General features: G+C 59.3%; 17 protein-coding genes and 1 pseudogene. 11 read left to right on the top strand and 7 right to left on the bottom strand.

Annotation, left to right across the window (positions count from 1 at the left end; translation table 11 throughout):
* The first annotated feature begins 345 nt into the window (after positions 1-345).
* From A4R35_RS07860 to A4R35_RS07835, 6 genes are all read left to right on the top strand, one after another.
* On the top strand, positions 346-1,446 hold the full coding sequence (locus A4R35_RS07860) for a right-handed parallel beta-helix repeat-containing protein (RefSeq protein WP_189361515.1): 1,101 nt from the start codon (positions 346-348) through the stop codon (positions 1,444-1,446).
* A 625-nt stretch (positions 1,447-2,071) separates the two neighbouring features.
* The gene (locus A4R35_RS07855; protein WP_112428160.1) at positions 2,072-4,420 is read left to right on the top strand and encodes a xanthine dehydrogenase family protein molybdopterin-binding subunit; all 2,349 of its coding nucleotides are present in this window, start codon (positions 2,072-2,074) and stop codon (positions 4,418-4,420) included.
* 297 nt (positions 4,421-4,717) lie between these two features.
* Positions 4,718-5,896, top strand: coding sequence for a molybdopterin-synthase adenylyltransferase MoeB (gene moeB, locus A4R35_RS07850; protein ID WP_112428158.1), 1,179 nt, complete (start codon positions 4,718-4,720; stop codon positions 5,894-5,896).
* A 270-nt stretch (positions 5,897-6,166) separates the two neighbouring features.
* The gene (locus A4R35_RS07845; protein WP_112428156.1) at positions 6,167-6,445 is read left to right on the top strand and encodes a MoaD/ThiS family protein; all 279 of its coding nucleotides are present in this window, start codon (positions 6,167-6,169) and stop codon (positions 6,443-6,445) included.
* A gap of 11 nt (positions 6,446-6,456) precedes the next feature.
* Positions 6,457-7,392 carry a PLP-dependent cysteine synthase family protein gene (locus tag A4R35_RS07840; RefSeq protein WP_112428154.1) on the top strand — a complete coding sequence of 312 codons (936 nt, stop codon included), beginning with the start codon at positions 6,457-6,459 and terminating at the stop codon, positions 7,390-7,392.
* Positions 7,386-7,814 carry a Mov34/MPN/PAD-1 family protein gene (locus tag A4R35_RS07835; protein ID WP_112428152.1) on the top strand — a complete coding sequence of 143 codons (429 nt, stop codon included), beginning with the start codon at positions 7,386-7,388 and terminating at the stop codon, positions 7,812-7,814. Before A4R35_RS07840 ends, A4R35_RS07835 begins: the two co-directional genes overlap by 7 nt.
* Positions 7,815-7,913: 99 nt before the next feature.
* Here A4R35_RS07835 and A4R35_RS07830 read toward each other — a convergent pair whose 3' ends face one another.
* The 5 genes from A4R35_RS07830 to A4R35_RS07810 form a co-directional block, all read right to left on the bottom strand.
* Positions 7,914-8,585, bottom strand: a complete 672-nt coding sequence (locus tag A4R35_RS07830; RefSeq protein ID WP_112428150.1) for a phosphoribosylanthranilate isomerase — start codon at positions 8,583-8,585, stop codon at positions 7,914-7,916.
* Between the two features lie 104 nt (positions 8,586-8,689).
* Positions 8,690-9,328: a VIT1/CCC1 transporter family protein gene (locus tag A4R35_RS07825; RefSeq protein ID WP_223258247.1), complete on the bottom strand. Its 639-nt coding sequence runs from the start codon at positions 9,326-9,328 to the stop codon at positions 8,690-8,692.
* A 64-nt stretch (positions 9,329-9,392) separates the two neighbouring features.
* Positions 9,393-9,809: a Fur family transcriptional regulator gene (locus A4R35_RS07820; RefSeq protein ID WP_112428148.1), complete on the bottom strand. Its 417-nt coding sequence runs from the start codon at positions 9,807-9,809 to the stop codon at positions 9,393-9,395.
* Positions 9,810-10,132: 323 nt separating this feature from the next.
* Entirely contained in the window at positions 10,133-11,653 is a 1,521-nt protein-coding gene (locus A4R35_RS07815; RefSeq protein WP_112428146.1) for an MFS transporter, read from the bottom strand.
* 129 nt (positions 11,654-11,782) lie between these two features.
* On the bottom strand, positions 11,783-12,262 hold the full coding sequence (locus tag A4R35_RS07810) for a MarR family winged helix-turn-helix transcriptional regulator (protein WP_112428144.1): 480 nt from the start codon (positions 12,260-12,262) through the stop codon (positions 11,783-11,785).
* Between the two features lie 184 nt (positions 12,263-12,446).
* On the opposite strand from A4R35_RS07810, the gene A4R35_RS07805 reads away from it, so the two are divergent.
* The 4 genes and pseudogenes from A4R35_RS07805 (at position 12,447) to A4R35_RS07795 (ending at position 16,392) form a co-directional block, all read left to right on the top strand.
* Positions 12,447-13,682, top strand: coding sequence for an NAD(P)/FAD-dependent oxidoreductase (locus tag A4R35_RS07805; RefSeq protein ID WP_112428142.1), 1,236 nt, complete (start codon positions 12,447-12,449; stop codon positions 13,680-13,682).
* A gap of 134 nt (positions 13,683-13,816) precedes the next feature.
* Positions 13,817-13,888, top strand: a pseudogene (locus tag A4R35_RS25250) (zinc-ribbon domain-containing protein); the annotation flags it as partial.
* Between the two features lie 366 nt (positions 13,889-14,254).
* Entirely contained in the window at positions 14,255-15,787 is a 1,533-nt protein-coding gene (locus A4R35_RS07800) for a hypothetical protein (protein ID WP_223258521.1), read from the top strand.
* Positions 15,788-16,044: 257 nt separating this feature from the next.
* Positions 16,045-16,392: a hypothetical protein gene (locus tag A4R35_RS07795; protein WP_146747141.1), complete on the top strand. Its 348-nt coding sequence runs from the start codon at positions 16,045-16,047 to the stop codon at positions 16,390-16,392.
* A gap of 112 nt (positions 16,393-16,504) precedes the next feature.
* Here the strand turns inward: A4R35_RS07795 and A4R35_RS07790 are convergent, their stop codons facing one another.
* Both A4R35_RS07790 and A4R35_RS07785 read right to left on the bottom strand, forming a co-directional pair.
* A complete protein-coding gene (locus tag A4R35_RS07790; protein WP_112428136.1) occupies positions 16,505-17,188 on the bottom strand; it encodes a response regulator in 684 nt (227 codons plus the stop codon).
* Between the two features lie 2 nt (positions 17,189-17,190).
* Positions 17,191-18,327, bottom strand: a complete 1,137-nt coding sequence (locus tag A4R35_RS07785) for a HAMP domain-containing sensor histidine kinase (protein WP_112428134.1) — start codon at positions 18,325-18,327, stop codon at positions 17,191-17,193.
* Between the two features lie 958 nt (positions 18,328-19,285).
* On the opposite strand from A4R35_RS07785, the gene extP reads away from it, so the two are divergent.
* A complete protein-coding gene (extP, locus tag A4R35_RS07780; protein ID WP_174844052.1) occupies positions 19,286-20,107 on the top strand; it encodes a selenite/tellurite reduction operon b-type cytochrome ExtP in 822 nt (273 codons plus the stop codon).
* Positions 20,108-20,173 lie beyond the last annotated feature (66 nt).

The following is a 20,173-nucleotide window of genomic DNA, read 5'->3' as shown; positions in this document are numbered from 1 at the left end:
GCGCTCTTCTCTCCTCTAGAGAGCTGTCTCTCCTTTTCTCTCTCCTGCCCCTGGACCATCCACGCTTCAACCAGAGCTGTCTCTCCTGTATCCCCTCTTATTAATATCTATATATTTAGATCACTCAACATTACAATGTATTCATAAATTATCACAATGCAGATTCTTTATTGACATCGATGGGAAAGCGTGTTATATTTTTCCACGCTTCGATAGGAGAAGGTACTCGGTTGAGTGCCTTCAGGAGTATCGTGCAGCCCATTCCACCTGGAGTGAGAGTAGGAAGGGACTGCGCACCATCTTACAGGTGTCAAGTGGAGGAAGGCATTGCGAAGAAAAGCTTCCTTGATTTTGGCGGCATGTGTACCGTTGGCGCTTGTGATAGCGTTGTTGAGTCTGGGTCTATCGCAGCTTGTTGGGGCGCGTGCCTGGCATACGAGCTGTAAGTCAACGGGTTTTAGCTGGCATGGAGTCACCCTGACGGCGGCGCTGGTCAATCCCTCGACCACGGTCACAGGGGTCGTCAACGCGACGGGCTGTGACGTTGGAGTCTTTTTCAGCAGCGGTGTGACTGGTTCCATTGTCAATGCAGATATTTATGGTGCGCTGGACTTCGGTGTTCTGAATGTTGGTGCGAACGTGACGATCAAGCAGTCGCGCATTCATGACATTGGCGATGTCCATCTGAGCAACATTCACGTTGGGGTAGGCATCTATTTCGCCAATGATAGCCACGCCTGTGGCACCATCGAAGGCAACACCATCACGCACTATCTGCGCTCGGGTGTCATCATTGCCGGACCATCGGACAGCGCCGTCATTAGCAACAATACCTTGATTGGCCTGGGTCCGATTTCCTTTGTGGCTCAGACAGGCATCCAGATCGTGGGTGGAGCCCATGTCTCCCTGAGTGGCAATCATATTACTGCCAATATTTATGTTGGCAGCCAGCCGGGGGTGGCGGCTGGCATCGCGGTAGTCGGTGGCTCCTGCTATGGCCTACCGCTGACGCTGGGCCTGCAGCTAAAGTCGAATGTCCTGCAGGATAACGATATTGGCATCTGGATCTCCGAGCTGAGCATTGGTGCGCGCCAGGGTCTCTGTGTCTCGGCCCGCACAGCTACTCATATTGTCCTGCTCAGCAACACTATTAGCAATGCGCGCATTCTCAACGTTAGCGGCGCGGAGGGCCAGTCCTACCAGGCCGGTATTACCATTCAGGGCAGCGGCGTCAGCATCGTCAGCAATACGATCTGTGGCGCCGGTTATCTGACCGCTGCCCGCGCCACTGTTGCGGGCTACATTTACCCGATCGATCTGGTGCTGGCCACTGATCTCAAGCTGAGTGGCAATACAGCCTGCGGTGGCTCCGCCCTCGATCTCTCGCTTGGTCTGGGCACGACCACTGACATTCAGAGCCATTTGCTGGTGGCCTTGGTGCTCTGACCCTAGTTCGATAGAGGCAAAGGGCGCCGGGGATTTCCTGACGGTTGGACCCAACCGCTGCGGCCTCCGTCAGGTCTCTTGCCCCTTTGCCTCGCTCTCCCGGCTCCTCTCAGGCTTGCCTGAGAGCCTGCGAGCAACACCAGACAGAGCAGGAACTCATCTGAACACGCGCTAGACGGACGGCATCAAGAGGTATCCAAGGGAACCGGAGGAAGAGCAGCAACCCCAGTCGAAGGAAGTGAAGAAGCATGGCCCATCAAGCCCAGCGGCCCCGCTAGCTTCTCAAAGATCCTCCTGGTTCTCTGGTGGCCTTGTCGTCTCATTGCCTCCATCGGTGACAGGCGGTGCGCTCCGTCCCAATAGCTTACTTCCCTCGTGCTATCCGGCCTAACGAGTGCACCGCCTGCTCTTCTCCCGCCTTCACTTTACGCCTTACCTCTGCGCCTGCTTACTCTCCTCTCGTCGCTCCCATGACAGGCAGGCAGAGTTTGTGCTACACTGTGGGCGGACTGTTTTTTGGTAAGTAGCTGCTTTTTATCCAGGAGGCAGGGCAAAACCGGAGCTGATCTCTGTGGTTTTCTCTTCCCTGGCCTGCCTCTGAGCAGAGTGAGCGAGTGAGTGACCGATGACACAGACAGCTGACAGATCGGCTGAATACAGAGCCATAGGCAAGCCCTATCAGCGCCCAGACGCGCCCGCCAAAGTCACCGGGCAGGCGCGCTATGCTGGCGATATTCCTGTGCCGGGCAAGCTGCTCTATGCGCGACCCGTACTCAGTCCGTATGCTCATGCCCGCATTGTCAATATCAATACCAGCCAGGCGCTGGCTGTGCCTGGTGTACGCGCTATCTATACTGGTGAGACGTTGCCACTAGAGGGTTATAATCCGGGTGAGCGTACCAAATCGCCCCTGGCGCGCCGGGAAGTGCTTTGGGCCGGTCAGCCCGTAGCCCTCGTCCTGGCGGAGAGTGAGGCCGCCGCCGCCGATGGAGCTGCAGCGATCGAGGTCGACTATGAGCCGCTACCGGTGGTAGTTGATCCGTTAGCGGCGATGGAGCCAGGCGCTCCCCTGGCGCGTCTGCTAGAGAAGAAGCAGGCAGGGGAGATCGCCGGTGGAGAGGCCCATGCGGCTGTGGCCGGAGGAGAAGAGGAAGACGGGCAAGAGAGCCGGCCTCTTTCTGAGAACGTCAGTGACAGGAGCCACCTGCGGCAAGGTGATATCGAGGTCGGCTGGCGTGAGGCCGAGGTAGTAGTTGAGCGGCGCTATCGGACCAGCGTGGTGCATCAATCCTACCTGGAGCCGCAATCGATTACGGTCATGCCCTCCCCCGATGGAGCGCAGTACACCGTCTGGGCCAGCGCCCAGGGCCTCTTTACCACTCGTACGGAGATCGCTGAGGCTCTCAATCTGCCCGAGCGCCAGATCCATGTTGAGTCAGTCCCGATCGGGGGCGCCTTTGGAGGCAAATTTACCTTGCTGGAGCCGCTCGTAGTCGCTGCAGCCCGTGCCAGTCGGCGACCGGTGCGCCTCGTTTTCACGCGTAGCGAGGACCTCTTAGCGGCCAATCCTGCGCCCCAGGCCATCATTACTGTCAGGCTCGGAGCCAGGCGCGATGGCACGCTCGTCGCCCTCCAAGGCGAGGTCATTTTCGATAGTGGGGCCTATGCCGGAGCTGCTGCCGGCCTGGCTGGCTTTATTCTGGCCAGCACCTACCGCTGTCCCAATATCGATATCCGCTGTTATGAAGTACTGACCAACAAGGTTGGCGTTGGGGCCTATCGAGCTCCCGGGGCGCCCCAGGCGACTTTCGCCCTGGAGTCGACTGTCGACGAGCTGTGCAGTGAGCTGGGCATGGACCCGCTAGAGTTTCGCCTCAAGAACTGTCTGCGCGAAGGAGACCCCGCGCTGGATCGTCGGCGTCCCCGTTGGCCACGTATTGGGCTGCTAGACTGTCTGGAGAAGGTGCGAGAGCATCCTCTCTGGGCGCAGCGTCAGGAGCTGTTAACTCCGCCGCCCGAGCTAAGCGGCTGGAAGGTTGGTATTGGTCTGGCGGTCGGCGGCTGGCCAGGCGGTACCGAGCCAGCGGCGGCAGCCTGCCGACTCGACCGCGATGGACGCCTCACAGTGATCGTTGGCACCGTCGATCTGACCGGTACCGACTCGGCGCTGACCCTGATCGCCGCTGAAGGGCTGGGTGTCTCGCCCGAGCTGGTGCAGATCGAACATGGCAGCTCCGACAACGTGCCTCACAGCGGCAGTACCGGCGGCAGCAAGATCACCTATACGATGGGGCCGGCTGTACTAGCCGCCGTGCGTGACGCCCGTCAGCAAATCCTGGAGGTAGCTGCCGAGCTGCTGGAGGCCGCCGTTGAGGACCTGGAGATCGAGCGAGACCGCGTTGTGGTGCGAGGTGTGCCCGATCGCTCTGTTGCTCTCCAGAAGATCGGTCAAGTCACCACAGCTTTTGGCAGCCGCTATCAGCCGATCTATGGCCGTGGGCGCTCGGCCCTCGGCTCCTCGCCCATGTACGCGGCCCATGTCGCGCGCGTCGCCGTTGACCCTGAAACGGGCGAAGTGCGTGTCCTCGACTATCTGGCGGCCCAGGATGTGGGTTTCGCCATTAACCCTGCTGAGATCGAAGGCCAGATTCATGGCGGAGTCACCCAGGGTATCGGCTGGGCCCTCTTTGAGGGGTTCGTCTACGACGAGCATGGGCAGCTTCTCACCGCCACGCTCATGGATTATGCTCTGCCCCATAGCACCGATGTTCCAACCATCACCCCTCTGCTCGTCGAGGTCCCATCCGAGCATGGTCCTTTCGGTGCTAAAGGGGTAGGCGAGCCTCCAGTGGTTCCTGTAGCTGCGGCCATCGCCAACGCTGTCAAGGCAGCTCTCGGGGTGCGCCTGACTCGCCTGCCTATGACGCCCGAGCGCGTTCTGCGAGCGCTCCAGCAACAGGGCCAGGCGCACTGAAGGAGTAAGGGTAAATAGCAAACGCGTTGCTGGCCCTGCGCCAGCGAACGCCGGTGGCTTTTCGCTCTACCAGGGAGCTTCACTCTCCCTGGTAGAGCCAGAGCGGTGCTAGCCGACGGTAAGAGGAATAAATGGCCTGGCTCTGGCTGTTCTTAAAAATAAGAATGTCGTGAAAAGGCTGACCCCTCCTCACTGATTAGCTCTTCCTTGACAGATCAAAAGAGCGCGTGATAGTCTGTCTTTAGCACGACGCGACAAACTCGATGAACATAGTCAACAATCGAAAGGTGTAGAGCGATGGGCGAAGCGTCCAGGGAAATCATGCGGCGCGCCCGCGAGCTAGTGCCGGAGTGGACGCCCGACCAGGTTCATGAGGCTCTCAAACGCAAGGGGGAGGGAGCGCAGGACCTGGTTCTGGTTGACGTGCGTGAGAAACACGAGTGGAACGAGGGCTACATTCCCGGTGCGCTGCACGTGCCGCGTGGCTATCTAGAGCTACAGATTGAAGAGGCGGTACCTGATAAGACAAAGCCGGTGGTGCTCTACTGCGCTGGCGGTGTGCGCTCGCTCATGGCGGGAGCCACCCTCAAGCAGATGGGCTACCAAAACGTCATCTCAATGGCGGGCGGCTTTGGCCAATGGCGTGCCCGTGGCTATGAAGTGGCGCAGCCGCGTACGCTGGGGGAGGCGCAGCGCAAGCGCTACAGCCGCCACCTGCTCATCCCCGAGGTCGGTGAAGCGGGGCAGTTAAAGCTGCTCGACTCGCGCGTCCTCTTGCTAGGTGCGGGTGGTCTTGGCTCACCGGCGGCCTATTATCTGGCGGCGGCGGGGGTTGGCACCATTGGGGTCATCGACTCCGATGTCGTTGATGAGAGCAACCTCCAGCGTCAGATCCTGCACAACGTCAGCCGTATTGGCAAGTACAAGGCTGAGTCGGCGCGCGAGACCATTGAGGCGCTCAACCCTGATGTCAAGGTTATCACCTACGTTGACCGCCTCGATGAGACCAACGTGGCGCGCATCATCGCCGACTACGATGTCATTATCGACGGCACCGACAACTTCCCGACGCGCTACCTGCTCAACGATGCCTCGATCATTGCCAACAAGCCGGTAGTGCACGGAAGCGTCTTCCGCTTCGAAGGCCAGGTCACTGTCTTCAAGCCGCACGAGGGGCCGTGCTATCGCTGCCTCTATCCAGAGCCACCTCCGGCGGCCCTGGCTCCTAGCTGCGCCGAGGCTGGAGTGCTTGGCGTACTGCCCGGCGTAATCGGTCTGCTGCAGGCCGTCGAGACCATCAAGCTCCTGTTGGGTATTGGAGAGCCGCTGGTCGGGCGACTGCTGACCTACGATGCCCTCGCTGGAGAGTTCAGCGAGCTGAAGCTCTATCGTGATCCGCAGTGCCCAGCTTGTGGCGAGAATGCCCATCCTGAAAACTTGCCAACCTACGCTGACGTTTGCGCCCTCTCGGCCTGATGTCATGCCGGCAGGGAAGCGGTCAGCTTAGGAGGTGGCTCATTGGCTGCCGGTGGCGGGACAGTGGATCGTGTCCTCACCGTGGCTATCTTGCACCGATCCTACCATGATAGGAACAGGCCGGTGCTGGCGCAGGCGAGTACGTTGCGAGGTGAATCGGCTCGCCCGCGCTAGCATCGCCAGGCAGGCGTGATTGCTCAGCTGACTGACTGAGCGAGTGGTGTGTGGTAGAAGTTGTAGCAGTATCTAAAGAGGAGTAGGAAGAGAACTATGGCGACAGTGCGTCTCGCCCCAGTGCTGCGCGCAGCAGCGGGGGGTGCCAAGCAAGTCAGCGCCCAAGGCAACACACTAGCGGAAGTCCTGGCGGACCTCTATCGGCAGTATCCTGCCCTCAAAGAGCAGATTCAGCCCGAGGAAGAGTTAAGCCGCTTTGTCAACGTCTATGTCAATGATCAAGACGTGCGCTACCTCCAGGGCCTGCAGACAGCAGTAGGTCCCAATGACACGGTGATTCTGCTGCCCGCAATGGCTGGCGGAGGCCAGGAGTAGGGAATGCCATCATGCGCTATAGCAGCATACTGGAGACCATTGGCAATACGCCGCTGGTAGAGCTGAAAAGCTTCAGCCCACGACCCGGGGTGCAGATCTTCGCCAAGCTGGAGGGAGTCAATCCTTCTGGCAGCATTAAGGACCGCATCGCCAAGCGCATGATCGAGGAGGCTGAGGCTAGCGGCAAGCTGGCGCCAGGATCGATCCTGCTGGAGCCAACGAGTGGCAATACTGGCATTGCGCTGGCGATGATTGCGCGAGTCAAAGGGTACAAGTTCGTTGCGGTGATGCCCGATAATGTGACGCGCGAGCGTCGCCAGTTGCTGGAACTCTATGGCGCGGACATCATCTTCTCGGACGGGACTCAAGGAAGCAATGGCGCCGTGCGCCTGGCGCAGGAGCTGGCACGCAAAGATGAGCGTTACGTAATGCTCTATCAGTACGGCAACGCGGCCAATCCTGACGCCCACTACTACAGCACCGCCGTGGAGATCATCAATGATCTCCCCGACCTCGATGTCTTCGTGGCCGGCCTGGGTACCGGGGGAACCCTCACTGGCAACGCGCGTCGCCTCAAGGAGCACAACCCGGCCATCCGCGTCGTTGCTGCCGAGCCGATGCAAGGCGACAGTGTTCAGGGCCTGCGCAGCCTCGAAGACGGCTTTGTGCCGCCTGTGCTGGACCTGTCCCTCCTCGACGCGCGTATCCTGGTCTCGGGCATCGACGCCATCCGGCGCACGCGCCAGCTCAAGGACCAGGAGGGTATCTTCGCTGGCCCTTCCTGCGGCGCTGCCCTGCATGCAGCCCTGCGCGTCGCTTCCAGTATGGAGCGGGGGAAGATCGTAGTCATTCTCGCAGACGGTGGCTGGAAATATCTCAGTGAAGATCTGTGGACGCGCGACCTGAGCGCGCTGGAGGATGAGCTGGAGAATAAACTCTTATGGTAGCAGAAGCCTTTGTTGTGCGTATCCCTCGTACAATGTACTCGGAGATGGTGGCGCATGTCACCGCCGGCTATCCTAATGAGGCCTGCGGTCTGCTGGCGAGCAAGGATGGTCGGGTGGTGAAAAACTACCCGACCCCCAATGCTGCTGAGCACCCAGATGATTTCTCCGAGATTTCTCCCCAGGACCTGCTGCGCATCGCTAACGACATCGACACCTACGATGGTGAGATGTTCGCCTACTACCATTCTCATCCACGTAGCGAGGCCTATCCCTCAGCTCGTGATATCGAGTGGGCCAGGCGTAACGGCCTCTACTACATTATCTTTTCATTGCAATACCATCCTGAGCCACCTTACGCACGTGTCTTCTCCATCCAAGCAGATGGGAGTGTCAGTGAGGGCAAACTGGAGCTAACCGATTGAAGTGAGGCCGGCGAGCAGAAGGGGCTGGCTGATGGCTCTGTCCCGGTGGCTCCCTGCTCCACTCTCCCGCTGCCGTGCCCACTCGCCGCCCGAGGCCGACTAAAGCGGGAGACGCCCAACCTGGGCGAAGAAACGCTCTAGCTTGCGAGGATCAAGGCGGCCCTCGGTGCGTACCGAACTGCAGAGATCGAGGCCGAAAGGAGCAACCTCCTCAATAGCAGCGCGGGCGTTCTCGGCACTGATGCCACCCGCCAGAAAGACCGGAATAGGAACGGTCTCACGAATGCGCCGGCTGATCTTCCAGTCGTGCACCTGGCCGGTGCCGCCTAGGATTTTGACTGGCAGATCGGGTTGACCTGAGTCGAGCAGCAAGGCATCCACAAAAGGAGCAACCTCCAGAGCTTCCTCCACCGACCCCGGGCCACGCACATGGATCACCTGGACCAAGGCAATGCCGGGCAGGGCCGCGCGCAGGCGCTGATGGCTTCCCGGCGGCAGGCGATCGACTAGCTGCAGCGTATTGGTGCGGCAGCGGTGCTGCTGCTCGATGATCGCCTCGACATCCTGCAGGCTGGTCAACAGGAAAGAGGCGATCGGCGGCGGAATGGTCTCGGCGATCTCCGCGATTAGCTCCTCCGCAATGACCCCTGGCCCACTTGGCATCTGCGAAACCAGGCCCAGGGCATCGGCGCCGTAGCGGATCGCCAGCTGCGCTTCCTCCTTGCTGCTGATACAACAGATCTTCACTCGTGGCCTTGAGACTGCTTCCATTACTGGTACTCCTTATCTATCTGGGTGCTCCCCCCTCAGGAAGGGCAAGGCTGAGAGCATGGTACCCTACTCTCTTCCTTGCTTTCGTTTGGACCCGAACCCGGTCAAGCGTTACCGAAGAAAAGAGCTGCCAGGAAGACAAGGATACCGCTACCAATGACCTGAACAATAGAGACTAGCCATTTTGTACCGAAGTAGCGGTGACGGATAGCGGCAATAGCCAGCAGCTCAGCAGCGACCACCAGGTAAGCGGTAGCCAAGGCGAGCTGCAGATGAGTGATCAAGAAGGGCAGCGTGTGGAGCGAGCCGCCCACAAACGTCATCAGACCTGTGATAGCCCCGCGGATGATAGGGCTGCCTCGCCCGGTCAGCACGCCGTCATCCGAAAGCGCCTCTGAGAAAGCCATGCTGATCCCGGCACCGGTAGCTGCAGCCAGACCAACCAGGAATGCTGTAAAAGGGCGGTGAGTAGCGAAGGCCGTAGCGAAGATGGGGGCCAGCGTAGAAACCGATCCATCCATCAGCCCGGCCAGACCAGGCTGGACCACGCGCAGCAAGAAGTGGCGCGAATCTGTATTATTAGTGGCGATCCCTCGTAGGATCTCGGCCAGCTCGATCTTCAGCCGCTCTAACTCCGATGAAGGTCGTTGCTTTAAAGCCTCTTCCATCTCTGCTGGTAGATCTTCCTGCGCGGTCGTCGCCGCGCCCGCTTGTCGTGTCTCGGTCTCCGGCTTTTGTGGCATAAAAAGACTCCCCTACCGTGCCTGTAGTCTGCTTGTCCGATTACCTGCGAGCGAGGCAATCCTCTCAACCTTCCACTGATTCCACCTGCTGCAGTCGCTGACGGCAGGCAGTGCATAGGCCATAGAGCCTGACCTCATGCGAGTGCAGCTCTATACCCGCGGCCTGTGCTGCCGAGCGAAGCGCCTCCTCTGAGAGACGCACCTCGACAGGCAGATCGAGAAGAGCGCCGCAAGCCGTGCAGATTGCGTGGTCGTGGCGCTCGATGTGCCCATCGTACCGACAGGCCTCGTCACTACGCCCCAACTCGCGAATCAGCCCTTGCTGCGCCAGGCTGTGCAGAATACGGTAGACACTCGCCACCCCGATGCGGGGGCGCACTTTGCGCACAGCCTCGTAAACCTCCAGGGCAGTCGGGTGATTATGGCTGCGGCGCACAACCTCCAGAACTGCCTGGGCATTGGCGTTCAACGTTTCTTTCATTGGCGCCTAATTCTCTCGGACCCCGATATTAGGGTCACCTAATAATGATAATCATTATCAATCTGCTATCAGAATTATATGTCCTGCCTGGAGGCTTTGTCAAGGGGGGCAGGGGCTAGCAGACCTGGGGGCAGATGGAGAGGGAAGCTGAAGAGGGGGTTCGAGAGCTGAGTAACGGGAGGGGTGCCTGCTCCCGCCTAAGTCAACCACGACTGGCAGCGCGGCGGATTGGAGGGCAAGCCGCGCCAGGAGAAAGTATGTGGGGAGCAGGCACCCCTGGTCCAGCCAGCATCGGCCTCAACTTTCAATCAACAGATGCCTCTTTAGCGATGTGAAGGGCGTAAAGCGGCCACCAGCATCGCTGCCAGGCTCAGAACGAACGACACCAAAAACGCTGAGTGCAAGCCGTGCATAAAGGTGGCCAGGGCTGAGGGAAACTGGCCCATACCACCGCCATAGATAAAGACCTGCATGACCGCTCCCATTGGCACCCCCTTCAGAGCCAGCGGGAAGACAATAGCAATACTGAGCATCTGACCAGTATTATTGAGCATTCCCAGCAGTCCCGAGGCGGCGCCGCGCTGATGGGGTGGCACCGAACTCATAATCGCGTTCGTATTGGGTGAGACAAAGAAACCCGAGCCTCCTCCCATCATAGCCATATAGAGCGAAAGCAGCCAGAACGGTGTCGTAGGCGTAATGGTCGTCAAACCCAGCAGGCCCAGAGCCGAGATGGCCAGACCGATGGGAGTTAGAATACGGGATCCAATGTGGTCCGAGAGACGGCCACTCAGCGGGCCGATAATCATAAAAGCAGCCCCGAAGGGAGCAAGCATCAGCCCGGCAGTCAGCGGATCTTTCCCATAGGGTCCCTGGAGAAAGAAGATCAACAGGAAGAGCACCGCGCCACGGGCGATTCCATTCAGCAAGCCACTCAGACTCGCCATCGCAAAGAGGCGCTCGCGAAAGAGCTGTAGCTGTACGATAGGTGCTTTGATGCGTGGCTCAATTATAGCGAACAGAAGCATGCTCAACAGGCCCACTATCAGAATAGCCACAGTTGCCGACTCGCCCAGCAGCGGGAAAGCCACCATTGTCAGAGCCAGCAAGGTCCCAGAGAGGCCCAGAGCAAGCGTCAGACCACCAACCCAATCGATAGGGGTCTGGCGAGCCGGGCGTACTGGCTCGCGCAAGCGCCAGATTCCCCAGAGCGTGCCGAAGGTCGCCAGAGGCACATTAAAAAGGAATACCCAGCGCCAGGACCACTCGGTGAGAAGGCCGCCGATAATGGGGCCGATCAAGAAGCCTGCGGCCCCGGCGATCTGATTGATACCCAGACCCAGGCCGACCTCTCCCTTGCGAAAGGCATCGGTGACAATCGCCGTACTATTGGTCATCAGCAAGGCAGCTCCGAGGCCCTGGATCAGACGTCCTGCCACCAGATCGATGCCGTGCAAGGCTGGCTGGGCCAGACCAGCGACCAGCGAGCCCAGGGCGAAGAGCAGAAAACCGCTATTGTAGAGGCGTTTGCGGCCCCAAATATCGGCCAGGCGGCCAACGATGGGGGTCAACACAGTCAATATCAGCAAATACCCCATCAATGTCCACATAATCGTGAAGAACGAGGCCTGCAGCTCGACCAGAATCGCCGGCAGAGCGATCAGCAAGGCCGAGCCTTGAATAGAAGCCAGCAAGGCCCCTACTGTGGTTACCGAGAGTGCCGTCCAGCGATAGCCATCGCCTCCGCCTGTCAGCTCTCTCTCATCAGCAGCTCCAGCTTGCTCAGAGGCATCAGAGGTCTCTTGCGTCACCGGCGTCAAAGAAGACTCCGAAGAAGTCTGCATAGTAAAACCTTTCTACTCTCCTTTTACGTGATATGTATGGACAATAAAAGAGGGGAAACAGCGTGCAGGGAGCAAAGGCGATGGAAGCGAAGCGGTGCGGAGCGAATAGGCGCCTTCAGCGGCCACTCATCAGCCTTCGATGAGGTGACGTAAGGCGGGAAGCGCGGCGACAAGGTGCTCGCGCTCAGTCTCGCTCAGACGGGCCAGACGGCGCTCCAGCGAAGCCAGGCGGCCACGGTCATAGAGTTGGACCAGGTGTTGGGCGCGTGCTGTTGGCTTCACCCAGACCGTACGCCAGTCGGCCTCATCGCGACTCCGTTCCAGATAGCCCTGAGCCTGCAAGCGTTTCACCATTGCCGTCACCGTTGAAGGCGTCACCCCGAGCTGGCGGGCCAGCTCCTGCATCATGCAGCACTTGCGCTCGATCAGAATGCGCAGCAGGCTCAGCTGTCCGCTAGTGGTACGGATCTCGGAGAGATCCTCGCGGTCAGGCTCAGCCAGGATTTCGGAATTGAGCGCATCGGTGTGCATCTGGCGCAGCACCTTGGGGACAATATCCAGCAGCTCCATTGCCAGCGCTGCGCTATCATCCAGCGAATCCGGTCGCATGGTCGCTCCTTACTCACTTTGACAATCTAATTATATGATAGGCAAACTAGCGAGGCAAGTAAAGGGAAGAAGGCCGCGCCTGGCGGCCTTACGGAAGAGTCCAGTAGCAATTTTGCCTGAACTATGCTAGAATCGCCCATAAGACAGAGACCAGGAAAACCATCGCAGGCAAGGAGAACGGCATTTGACAACGCACGAGAAACGGTACGTTATTATTGGGAACGGGATCGCCGGCACCACAGCCGCCGAGACCTTACGCAAGCTTGATCCAAACTGCAGCATTCATCTGATTACCAACGAGCCTTACCCTCTCTACAACCGTGTTTCATTGCCGCGTTTCCTGCAAGGGGTGCTGCCCGAGCAAAAGGTAATGATGCGTGACTTTGCCTGGCATGAGCAGCGCCGCATCTCTCTGCTGACCGAGACCCTTGTGACCGAGGTCAACACGGACGAGCGGATTGTAGTGACTGAACGCGGGCAACATTTCCCCTACGATGCGCTTCTCATTGCCAGCGGGGGCTGGGCCAAGCCGCTGCAGGTGCCGGGAGCAGCTGGCACGAAGCACATCTACAACTTTGTCACCCTGGATGACACGAAGACTATTATAGCGCGCATCCTCGAATCGCGCACGGCCCTGGCCTACGGAGGCAGCTTCATCTCCTATGAACTGTGTGACGGTTTTGCCATGCGCAAGCTAGAGACCACCTGGCTTATGCGTGGTCCGTACTGGTTGCGCAATTGTCTTGATCCCGAGGGGGGCGAGATCGTCGATGCCATTGCCAGGCGTTTTGGCGTCAATGTCATCCACGGCGACGAAATCGCTGAGGTTGTTGCGCGCGACGGAGTACCGGCCTATGTCAAGACGAAGCAGGGGCGTGAGATCCAGGCGGACATCATCGGCGTAGGGCTTGGGATTACGCTCAACACCGCTTTCCTCAAAGGCACCCCCATTGAGGTTCGCACTGGGGTTGTAGTGAACGAGTATCTAGAGACGAATGTGCCGCATGTCTATGCTGCCGGCGACGTTGCCGAGTTTTACGATCCGACGATTGGCCGTCACCATACGATGGGGACCTGGGATAATGCTTTGGCGCATGGGCGCATCGCCGCTATCAACATGGCTGGAGGCCATGAGCCATACGTTGATGTGCCCACGTATACAAGCCCGCTCTTTGATGTCAACATTGCCGTCATTGGCACAGCTGAGTCCAACAATCCAGAGCTGGAAAGCATCTCGTTGCGCGAGCCTGGCGAAAAAGGCCATGAGAACTACCGCAAGCTATTCCTGCGCGAGAACAGGCTGGTTGGGGCGATCATGATTGGTAGCCCCAAAGGACGCAGAAAGCTGGTCGAACTGATCAAAAACCAGCAGCTGCTGGCCAGTCCCACCGAGCGGGAGGCCGTTCTGGCCCTGAAATAGCACTCCTTTTGGGCTATCGCGCTTGACGAAAGCGGGCTGGTAAGATACCGTAGCTACCATCAAGTACCGTCAGACCCGCCAACTCGGGCAGGTCGTGATGCTGCGCCGGAGCGAGCATATGCAGGAGGGAGTTTGTGGCCGTTTTCTGTCCGCATTGTGGCAAAGCCTTGCCCAGGGAAAATGCACGCTTCTGCAATAACTGTGGCAGATTTCTACCCGCGACAAAGCAGGTGACTCCTTCCACTTCCGTCAGCGGGGAGCCGCCCTCTGCAGGGCATCTGGTAACTCAGGAGCCTGCTGGGAAGGCGCCGGCTCCTAACGATGTGCATCTGCCGCCTCCCTGGCTAGACCAGTTAGATCGGGAGGTAGCTAGCCGCCGCTGGCGGGCGCCGCGCCGCGACTCGTTCGAGCGCTTGCCCGACCTGCCCGGGGAAACGGAGAGTTCCTTTCAGAGTTCTTCTTCTACAGCTAACTCTCCAGATCAGGGATCTGCTGCTTCGTGGTCAGCCCAGCTGGCTACCTCTCGGCCTGCCTCTCCTTCTGGCGAGCAGGAATCAAGCGCTGCCGAGGATATGGGAGAGCAGTCCGAGACCGCGGCGGTGGCAGAGGCCTGGCGCCGGGCCTGGTTAGCTGATGCACCGACCTCGACAGTACCCGCCGCTCGTTCGGAAGAGACTCCGACAGAGGAAGCTGGCCAGTTGCTCCCCTCCTCTTCTCCAGAGGGGGGGCTATGCTCAGGGCGCTCACTCTCTCCGCGTGAGTTGCATGTGCGCGTCTGGGAAGAGAATGAGACCCTGATCATGCCGCAGCCAGGGGAAGCAAGCGAGGCTGAGATCCGGCAGCTCTCGGGGCAGACGCCGGTTGAGGAAGGCTGGTCTCAGGCTCAGGTCGAGGACGCTTCATCTTCCCTCTCCTATGAGGACATGCCCACGCAGGGGCATCTCTTAGGAATAGAGCTGCCGCGCTCGGAGCGTGTGCGCCCCGGTGAGCAACCTGATCAGCGTCACGAGGCTGTCGGCGATCTACCTACCATGCCGCTCAAGGCCAGTCCCGGGCCTGGGCTGGTCATTGAACGCGCCTCGACGCCGCGTCCCAGCCGTTGGCAGGAGCACGAGCTGGGCAGGGAGCGTGGCATGTCCTTTGCTGGGCAGGCCAGTTCTCCCACGCGCTCGGGAGACATCGAGGAGCTGGATACCATGCGCCTGGCAGCGCAGCCTCCTGCCGGGCCTAGGGTGACCGCTGGCCCGTGGCGCTCTCAGCCTGTCACCCCGCTGCCGGCATCCGCGCTCGCGCCCTCTAGTGGGTCGCCTCCCTCGTTACCGGGAAGAGGGGAGCCTCCCCTTTTTGGCGCTCCAGCCACGAGGGCTGGAGCAGGAACGTCTCCCTCCAGACCTCCCGAGGTCGCCAGCTGGGGGGCCGACAAGGTTGAGCAGGCGTCGCGTCTGGCTAATCCTTCTCTCCGCCAGTGGGAAGCCGAGGAAACAGCTGCTCTGCCCCAGGTCGAAAAGCCCAGCTTATCGCCAGCTGCCCGGTCAACTGCCACTGAGAATCAAACCTCCCGACGGCGTAAGCGCCCGCTGGCTGTTGTGGCATTAATCCTGGCTTTGCTCCTCATCGGTGGTGGCTTGACTGCTTGGGTGGTCGTTTATCAGCCGTTCAATGTCCCGCTCATTACCCAGCCTCTGCAGGCGTTTAGCGATCAACGTCTGGGAGTGGCGCTCTCATACCCGCAGGGGTGGAGCTATCAGCTGGATTACCAGCAGGGCAAGGTCACTTTTAGCGATAGCAGCCAGACCGGACAGATGATTCTCCTGGTGGCCCCCGCTGGTGATCAGGACCCGGCCCATTATCTCCAGAAAGAGGCAAACCAGGTAGGCCTGACAGGTGCCAAATCGGCAGACCCTCTGACTTTTGGCGGTGTGAGCTGGCAACAGCTGCGAGGAACAGTCACCATCGCAGGGGCCAGCTACACGGAGGTCCTGCTGGTCACGAGTCGCTCCGGCCACCTCTACACCTTTATGCAGCTGGCATATCAAAAGATCTACACAGATGAGGAGAGGCAAGTCTTTGCGCCGGCACGAGCCTCCTTCCGCTTCCTCAGCTGAAGCGCAAGCCAACCTGAGCGACGAAACTGGGAAGGCTGGCATCGCGTGGAAGAAGTGATCTGTGTATCCCCTATCGCGACGGAACTATGTTATAATGTGCGCGATATCCGGTGCAGGCCTCTCCCCCAGGGGAGAGGTGCCGGAGGACGGGATAGCTTCCCATCCTTCACGATTGACGGACAGTGTGGCGTAGATCTGGTGATCAGAAAGGAGGGCGCGGCGGTCAAGCCCAGCTGCCGCGCAGACCTGGCAGGCTTATGGAAGACATTCGCTTCGAACGACACTTCCGCACACCCTACTCAGAAGGCTATTACATCATGCAGGGTAATAGCCTGCAGAACAGCACGCGCCTTGGTACCATTGACATTCACTTTACCACAACGGCAGTGCATGGTACCTTGATCCTTGAACGCGAGCTGGAGGAGGCTGAGCTGACCAAACTGATCGAGCAGATCGACGAAGACCTGGTCCTTTCCGCAGATATGCCGCGCGACGACTTTCTGGTGAGCGTCTACGTTGGCAGAGATGTCGGCTTCTACAGCGACGAGTATTTCGCTGGAGAGAGCGGGCGAGAGGCTGACCTCAGCGATGAGGATGAGGTGTGATGTGGTTACACCCTCTCTCATCCTCGCCCCAGCCAACGAAGGAGGCTCACTCCGCGGCCAGGCCGAGAGGTCTCGCTGGCTGGCGGGCAGGCGGAAGTGACGCACCGCCCGGCTAGTCTTCCAGCAAGCCGCGCCGCATTGCGTACTTGACCAGCTCGGCGCGGCTATGGAGATTCAATTTATCCATAATGTGTGTGCGGTGCGTGTCGACCGTCTTGGGGCTGATAACCAGGCGTTCGGCGATTTTTGTGTTGGTATAACCCTCAGCCACCAGTTTCAGAATCTCCCGCTCTCGCTCAGTGAGGCTCTCGTAGCTGTCCTTCTCCTCACCGGCACGTACTCGCTGGAGATAGTCGCCCACCATGACCGACTGAGCCACCGGCGAGAGATAGACCTGACCATTCTGGATGACGTGCAGCGCTGAGATCAGATCGGTATCGGCGGCCTCCTTGAGCATGTAGCCAGAGGCGCCTGCCCGCAGCGCCTGAAAGATATATTCGTCGTTCTCGTGCATCGTCAGGATGAGCACCTTGGTCTCGGGGACCTGCTTCTTGATCTGCCGTGTGGCCTCGATCCCGCTCATGTCGGGCATGGTGATATCCATGAGCACGATATCGGGTTGGAGGCGAAGCGCTTCCTGGAGAGCCTGGCGGCCATCCTGCGCTTCGCCAACCACCTCCATATCGGGTTGAGCATTGAGCATCATCTTCAGGCCAGCGCGCAGGATCGTGTGGTCATCGGCCAGGAGAATACGAATCTTCTGCACGGCTTTGGTTGCCTCAGCTGTACTCGTCATCGTCATACCTTCACCGGACCTCCGCGCGGTTGCTTCTCCGAAGGGGTCAGCTCAGCGTAGGGAACGGACTCGCTATCACTCTGGCGCAGGGGCAAGCGTACCTCGATAGTGGTGCCAGCGCCAGGACGGGACTTGATGTCCAGCGACCCATCGAGGAGAACGGCCCGTTCCTGCATGCCAGCCAGGCCCAGGCCGCGCTCCTGGCCTGGCGTCTTCATCAAGGCCTCGACATCGAAGCCGCAGCCATTATCGCTGATCGTTGCGTGGACCGCTCCTTCCTCCTCCCGCAGGGCGATAGAGACCTTCGTCGCATTGGCGTGACGGGCGGTATTGGTCAGAGCCTCCTGCACAATGCGATAAAGGACAGTCTCCATCTCGGCGGGCAGTCGCCCCTTAAAGCCTGTGGCTGAAAACTCTACCTCGATGGAGCACTTCTGTTGATATTCTTTAATATACCAGCGCAGCGCCGGCAGCAAGCCCAAGTCATCGAGGGCACTGGGACGCAGATCGATGCTCAAGTTGCGGATAGCCCGTAGCGTTTGATGGGCCAGATTGCGTGTATCGGCGATACGTTCGCGGGCCTCGGGGCTGGTCACCGACTTCTCCAGGATCGCCAGGCTGATGAGCAGCGAGGTGAGCATCTGGCTGGTTTCGTCGTGCAACTCGCGAGCAATGCGTTTGCGCTCCTGCTCCTGAGCATTGATGATCTGCGTTGAACGCAGGCGCGACGCCTCGTCAATGGCCTCCAGCATGACGTTGAAGGTCGCAGCGAGCTGGTCGGCTTGAGGATCAAGCCCGGTCAGAGGAGCGCGCAGCGAACGCTCGCCCTTCTGGACACGGCTCATAACCTTGCCCAGGTCCATCAGGGGCCGGAAAGCGATCTGCAGCAGCAAGAAATTCAAGGCCACGCTCACCAGCCAGCCCACCGTAATAAAAATGATCAGCGAGGTAGGCGTTGCCAGCCCCTGCCGGCTATCATTCAAATGGGAGGCCAGCCAGGTGCCGCCGGTAGCGCCGACAAAGATAATCAAGCTATTGGCAATCAGAACTTTATAGAAGATAGGCAGGCTAAGTAGGGGCCTGAGCAAGCGCGGCCAGCTTTGCACCCCCGACCCGGCCAGTGTAGTCTTGCGCTCCATAGCTCTCGAACCTCTCTACGCTTAGCGAAGAGGAGCCTCCCTCCCCTTTAATTGTAGCGTTGGGGGGCTTGCCTGTCAAACGAGCGCAGGCAAAATCGCACCTACCATCTCCTATTGCCCGTGTTGGCTATACTATTAGTAGTTTTGATATGATATATTGATAGTGTATAGGTAGAGAAAATAAAAATGGTAGAGCGACCTCCTCACCCAAGTCTCTTCTCTATTCCTCCAGACTGCCGCGGCCAGCAGCCATCTGGAGACCTGGTGGGTCGTGAGGGGAGGCGTGCGTAGAGTGCCGGGCAGAATCAGGTATTTACCTGATGTTCTCCTCGGGTCCCCGTGCTATAATCTCCCGGGCGGCTGAGAACCTCCATGCTGGCCTTTCTCCTCAGAAGAGGTGTATTACAGGGTAAAACGGGCGTTGCCTTCCCTGAGAACAGGCAGAGCTGGGGTTGCCTGGCTAAGAAGGCTGAGGCAAAGAGGTGGACCGCGTGGCCTCCCAGGCGCGAGCGGAAGGGTGCTTGGCCAGGGGGCCGGCTGATAAAATCAGGTAAACACCTGATGCTCTCTTCAGGAGATCTCTGTAATCTAACAATGAGGGGCAGAGAAAGAGCGGGCTGCTCCTTTGAGCGCACCGAGGGCTGCTAAGGGAGAGGAGCAAAGCCCATCAGCCTGGCCTTACCCGTCTGGCGCAGCTGTGGCCTCCTCTTATTAGAAGAGAATAGGCAGAGAAAGGGGAGGGGGTGGAAGCGAGGCAGGACCCTGTTGGGAAGGGGTACTCAGGGAGAGAGCCGGTGTGGTATAATCTGCCACGCAGCTGAGCGCCCATCTCCCGTTTCGTTGCTGCTAACCAGCCGAGAAGGAATTGCTGGACAAAAGCAGGCAAGGAGCGAACCTATGAGCGGCAGCTCAGATGGTCGTCACGCTCGCTGAGGGATGAGAACAGGAGGAACTGTGTGTGAGTTCACTACCTGAAAAGAAGAGCTTGCTCGACATCATCACGCAGAAGATAGTGACGAGCCAGCTCTGGCGATCGATATTCCGCCACGGCTATCCGGACACCCCACTCAACCAGTCACTGGTGATGATGGGGAACGTCTTCCTACATCTGCACCCGGTGAAGGTGAGCCGCCAGGCGATGAAGATCACCTATACCTGGTGTATGGGGGGGATCTCCTTCTTCCTCTTCCTGGTGCTGACCCTGACCGGGGTTTTTCTCATGTTTTATTATGTTCCTGAGACCCACACGGCCTATCAGAACATCAACCAGCTCAGCAGCGCGGTCTCCTTTGGCCATCTGGTGCGCAACATGCACCGCTGGGCGGCCCACCTGATGGTCGTCTCCGTGACCCTGCACATGATCCGTGTCTTCTATCATGGCGCCTACAAGCCGCCGCGCGAGTTCAACTGGGTTGTGGGCGTGGGCCTCTTCTTCTGTACTCTCTTCTTGAGTTTTACTGGCTATTTGCTTCCGTGGGACCAGATTGCTCTGTGGGCTATTACGGTGGGAACCAACCTGGCCCCGTACACCCCGATTTTGGGACAGCCGGTCTATCAGGTGCTGGTAGGTGGTCCCGCGGTTGGTCAGGCAACCCTGATTCGCTTCTATGTGGGGCATGTAATCTTGCTGCCGCTGGCCACGGCGATTCTGCTGGCGGTACACTTCTGGCGCATCCGTAAGGATGGAGGAGCGGCTGGGCCACCGCCGCCGCCGCGGCGCGAGCTGGAGGCTCGTCTGGCAGAGGCTGAGCAAGGGCTGGCGCCCACGGCTGCGCGTTAGTTCGCCCTTTATAGCCGCTAACCGGGCGAGGGAGTGGCCTGAGCGGGAGGAACCGGGAGGGCACTG

The organism is Thermogemmatispora tikiterensis, from assembly GCF_003268475.1.
GTDB classification, from domain to species: Bacteria; Chloroflexota; Ktedonobacteria; order Ktedonobacterales; family Ktedonobacteraceae; genus Thermogemmatispora; species Thermogemmatispora tikiterensis.
This window is presented reverse-complemented; position numbering and strand designations above follow the sequence as displayed.

Coding starts and splice junctions, on each gene's coding strand:
- A4R35_RS07855 (WP_112428160.1), top strand. CDS start 2,072: ATGACACAGACAGCTGACAGATCGGCTGAATACAGAGCCATAGGCAAG.
- moeB (WP_112428158.1), top strand. CDS start 4,718: ATGGGCGAAGCGTCCAGGGAAATCATGCGGCGCGCCCGCGAGCTAGTG.
- A4R35_RS07845 (WP_112428156.1), top strand. CDS start 6,167: ATGGCGACAGTGCGTCTCGCCCCAGTGCTGCGCGCAGCAGCGGGGGGT.
- A4R35_RS07840 (WP_112428154.1), top strand. CDS start 6,457: ATGCGCTATAGCAGCATACTGGAGACCATTGGCAATACGCCGCTGGTA.
- A4R35_RS07835 (WP_112428152.1), top strand. CDS start 7,386: ATGGTAGCAGAAGCCTTTGTTGTGCGTATCCCTCGTACAATGTACTCG.
- A4R35_RS07830 (WP_112428150.1), bottom strand. CDS start 8,585: ATGGAAGCAGTCTCAAGGCCACGAGTGAAGATCTGTTGTATCAGCAGC.
- A4R35_RS07825 (WP_223258247.1), bottom strand. CDS start 9,328: ATGCCACAAAAGCCGGAGACCGAGACACGACAAGCGGGCGCGGCGACG.
- A4R35_RS07820 (WP_112428148.1), bottom strand. CDS start 9,809: ATGAAAGAAACGTTGAACGCCAATGCCCAGGCAGTTCTGGAGGTTGTG.
- A4R35_RS07815 (WP_112428146.1), bottom strand. CDS start 11,653: ATGCAGACTTCTTCGGAGTCTTCTTTGACGCCGGTGACGCAAGAGACC.
- A4R35_RS07810 (WP_112428144.1), bottom strand. CDS start 12,262: ATGCGACCGGATTCGCTGGATGATAGCGCAGCGCTGGCAATGGAGCTG.
- A4R35_RS07800 (WP_223258521.1), top strand. CDS start 14,255: ATGGGAGAGCAGTCCGAGACCGCGGCGGTGGCAGAGGCCTGGCGCCGG.
- A4R35_RS07795 (WP_146747141.1), top strand. CDS start 16,045: ATGGAAGACATTCGCTTCGAACGACACTTCCGCACACCCTACTCAGAA.
- A4R35_RS07790 (WP_112428136.1), bottom strand. CDS start 17,188: ATGACGAGTACAGCTGAGGCAACCAAAGCCGTGCAGAAGATTCGTATT.
- A4R35_RS07785 (WP_112428134.1), bottom strand. CDS start 18,327: ATGGAGCGCAAGACTACACTGGCCGGGTCGGGGGTGCAAAGCTGGCCG.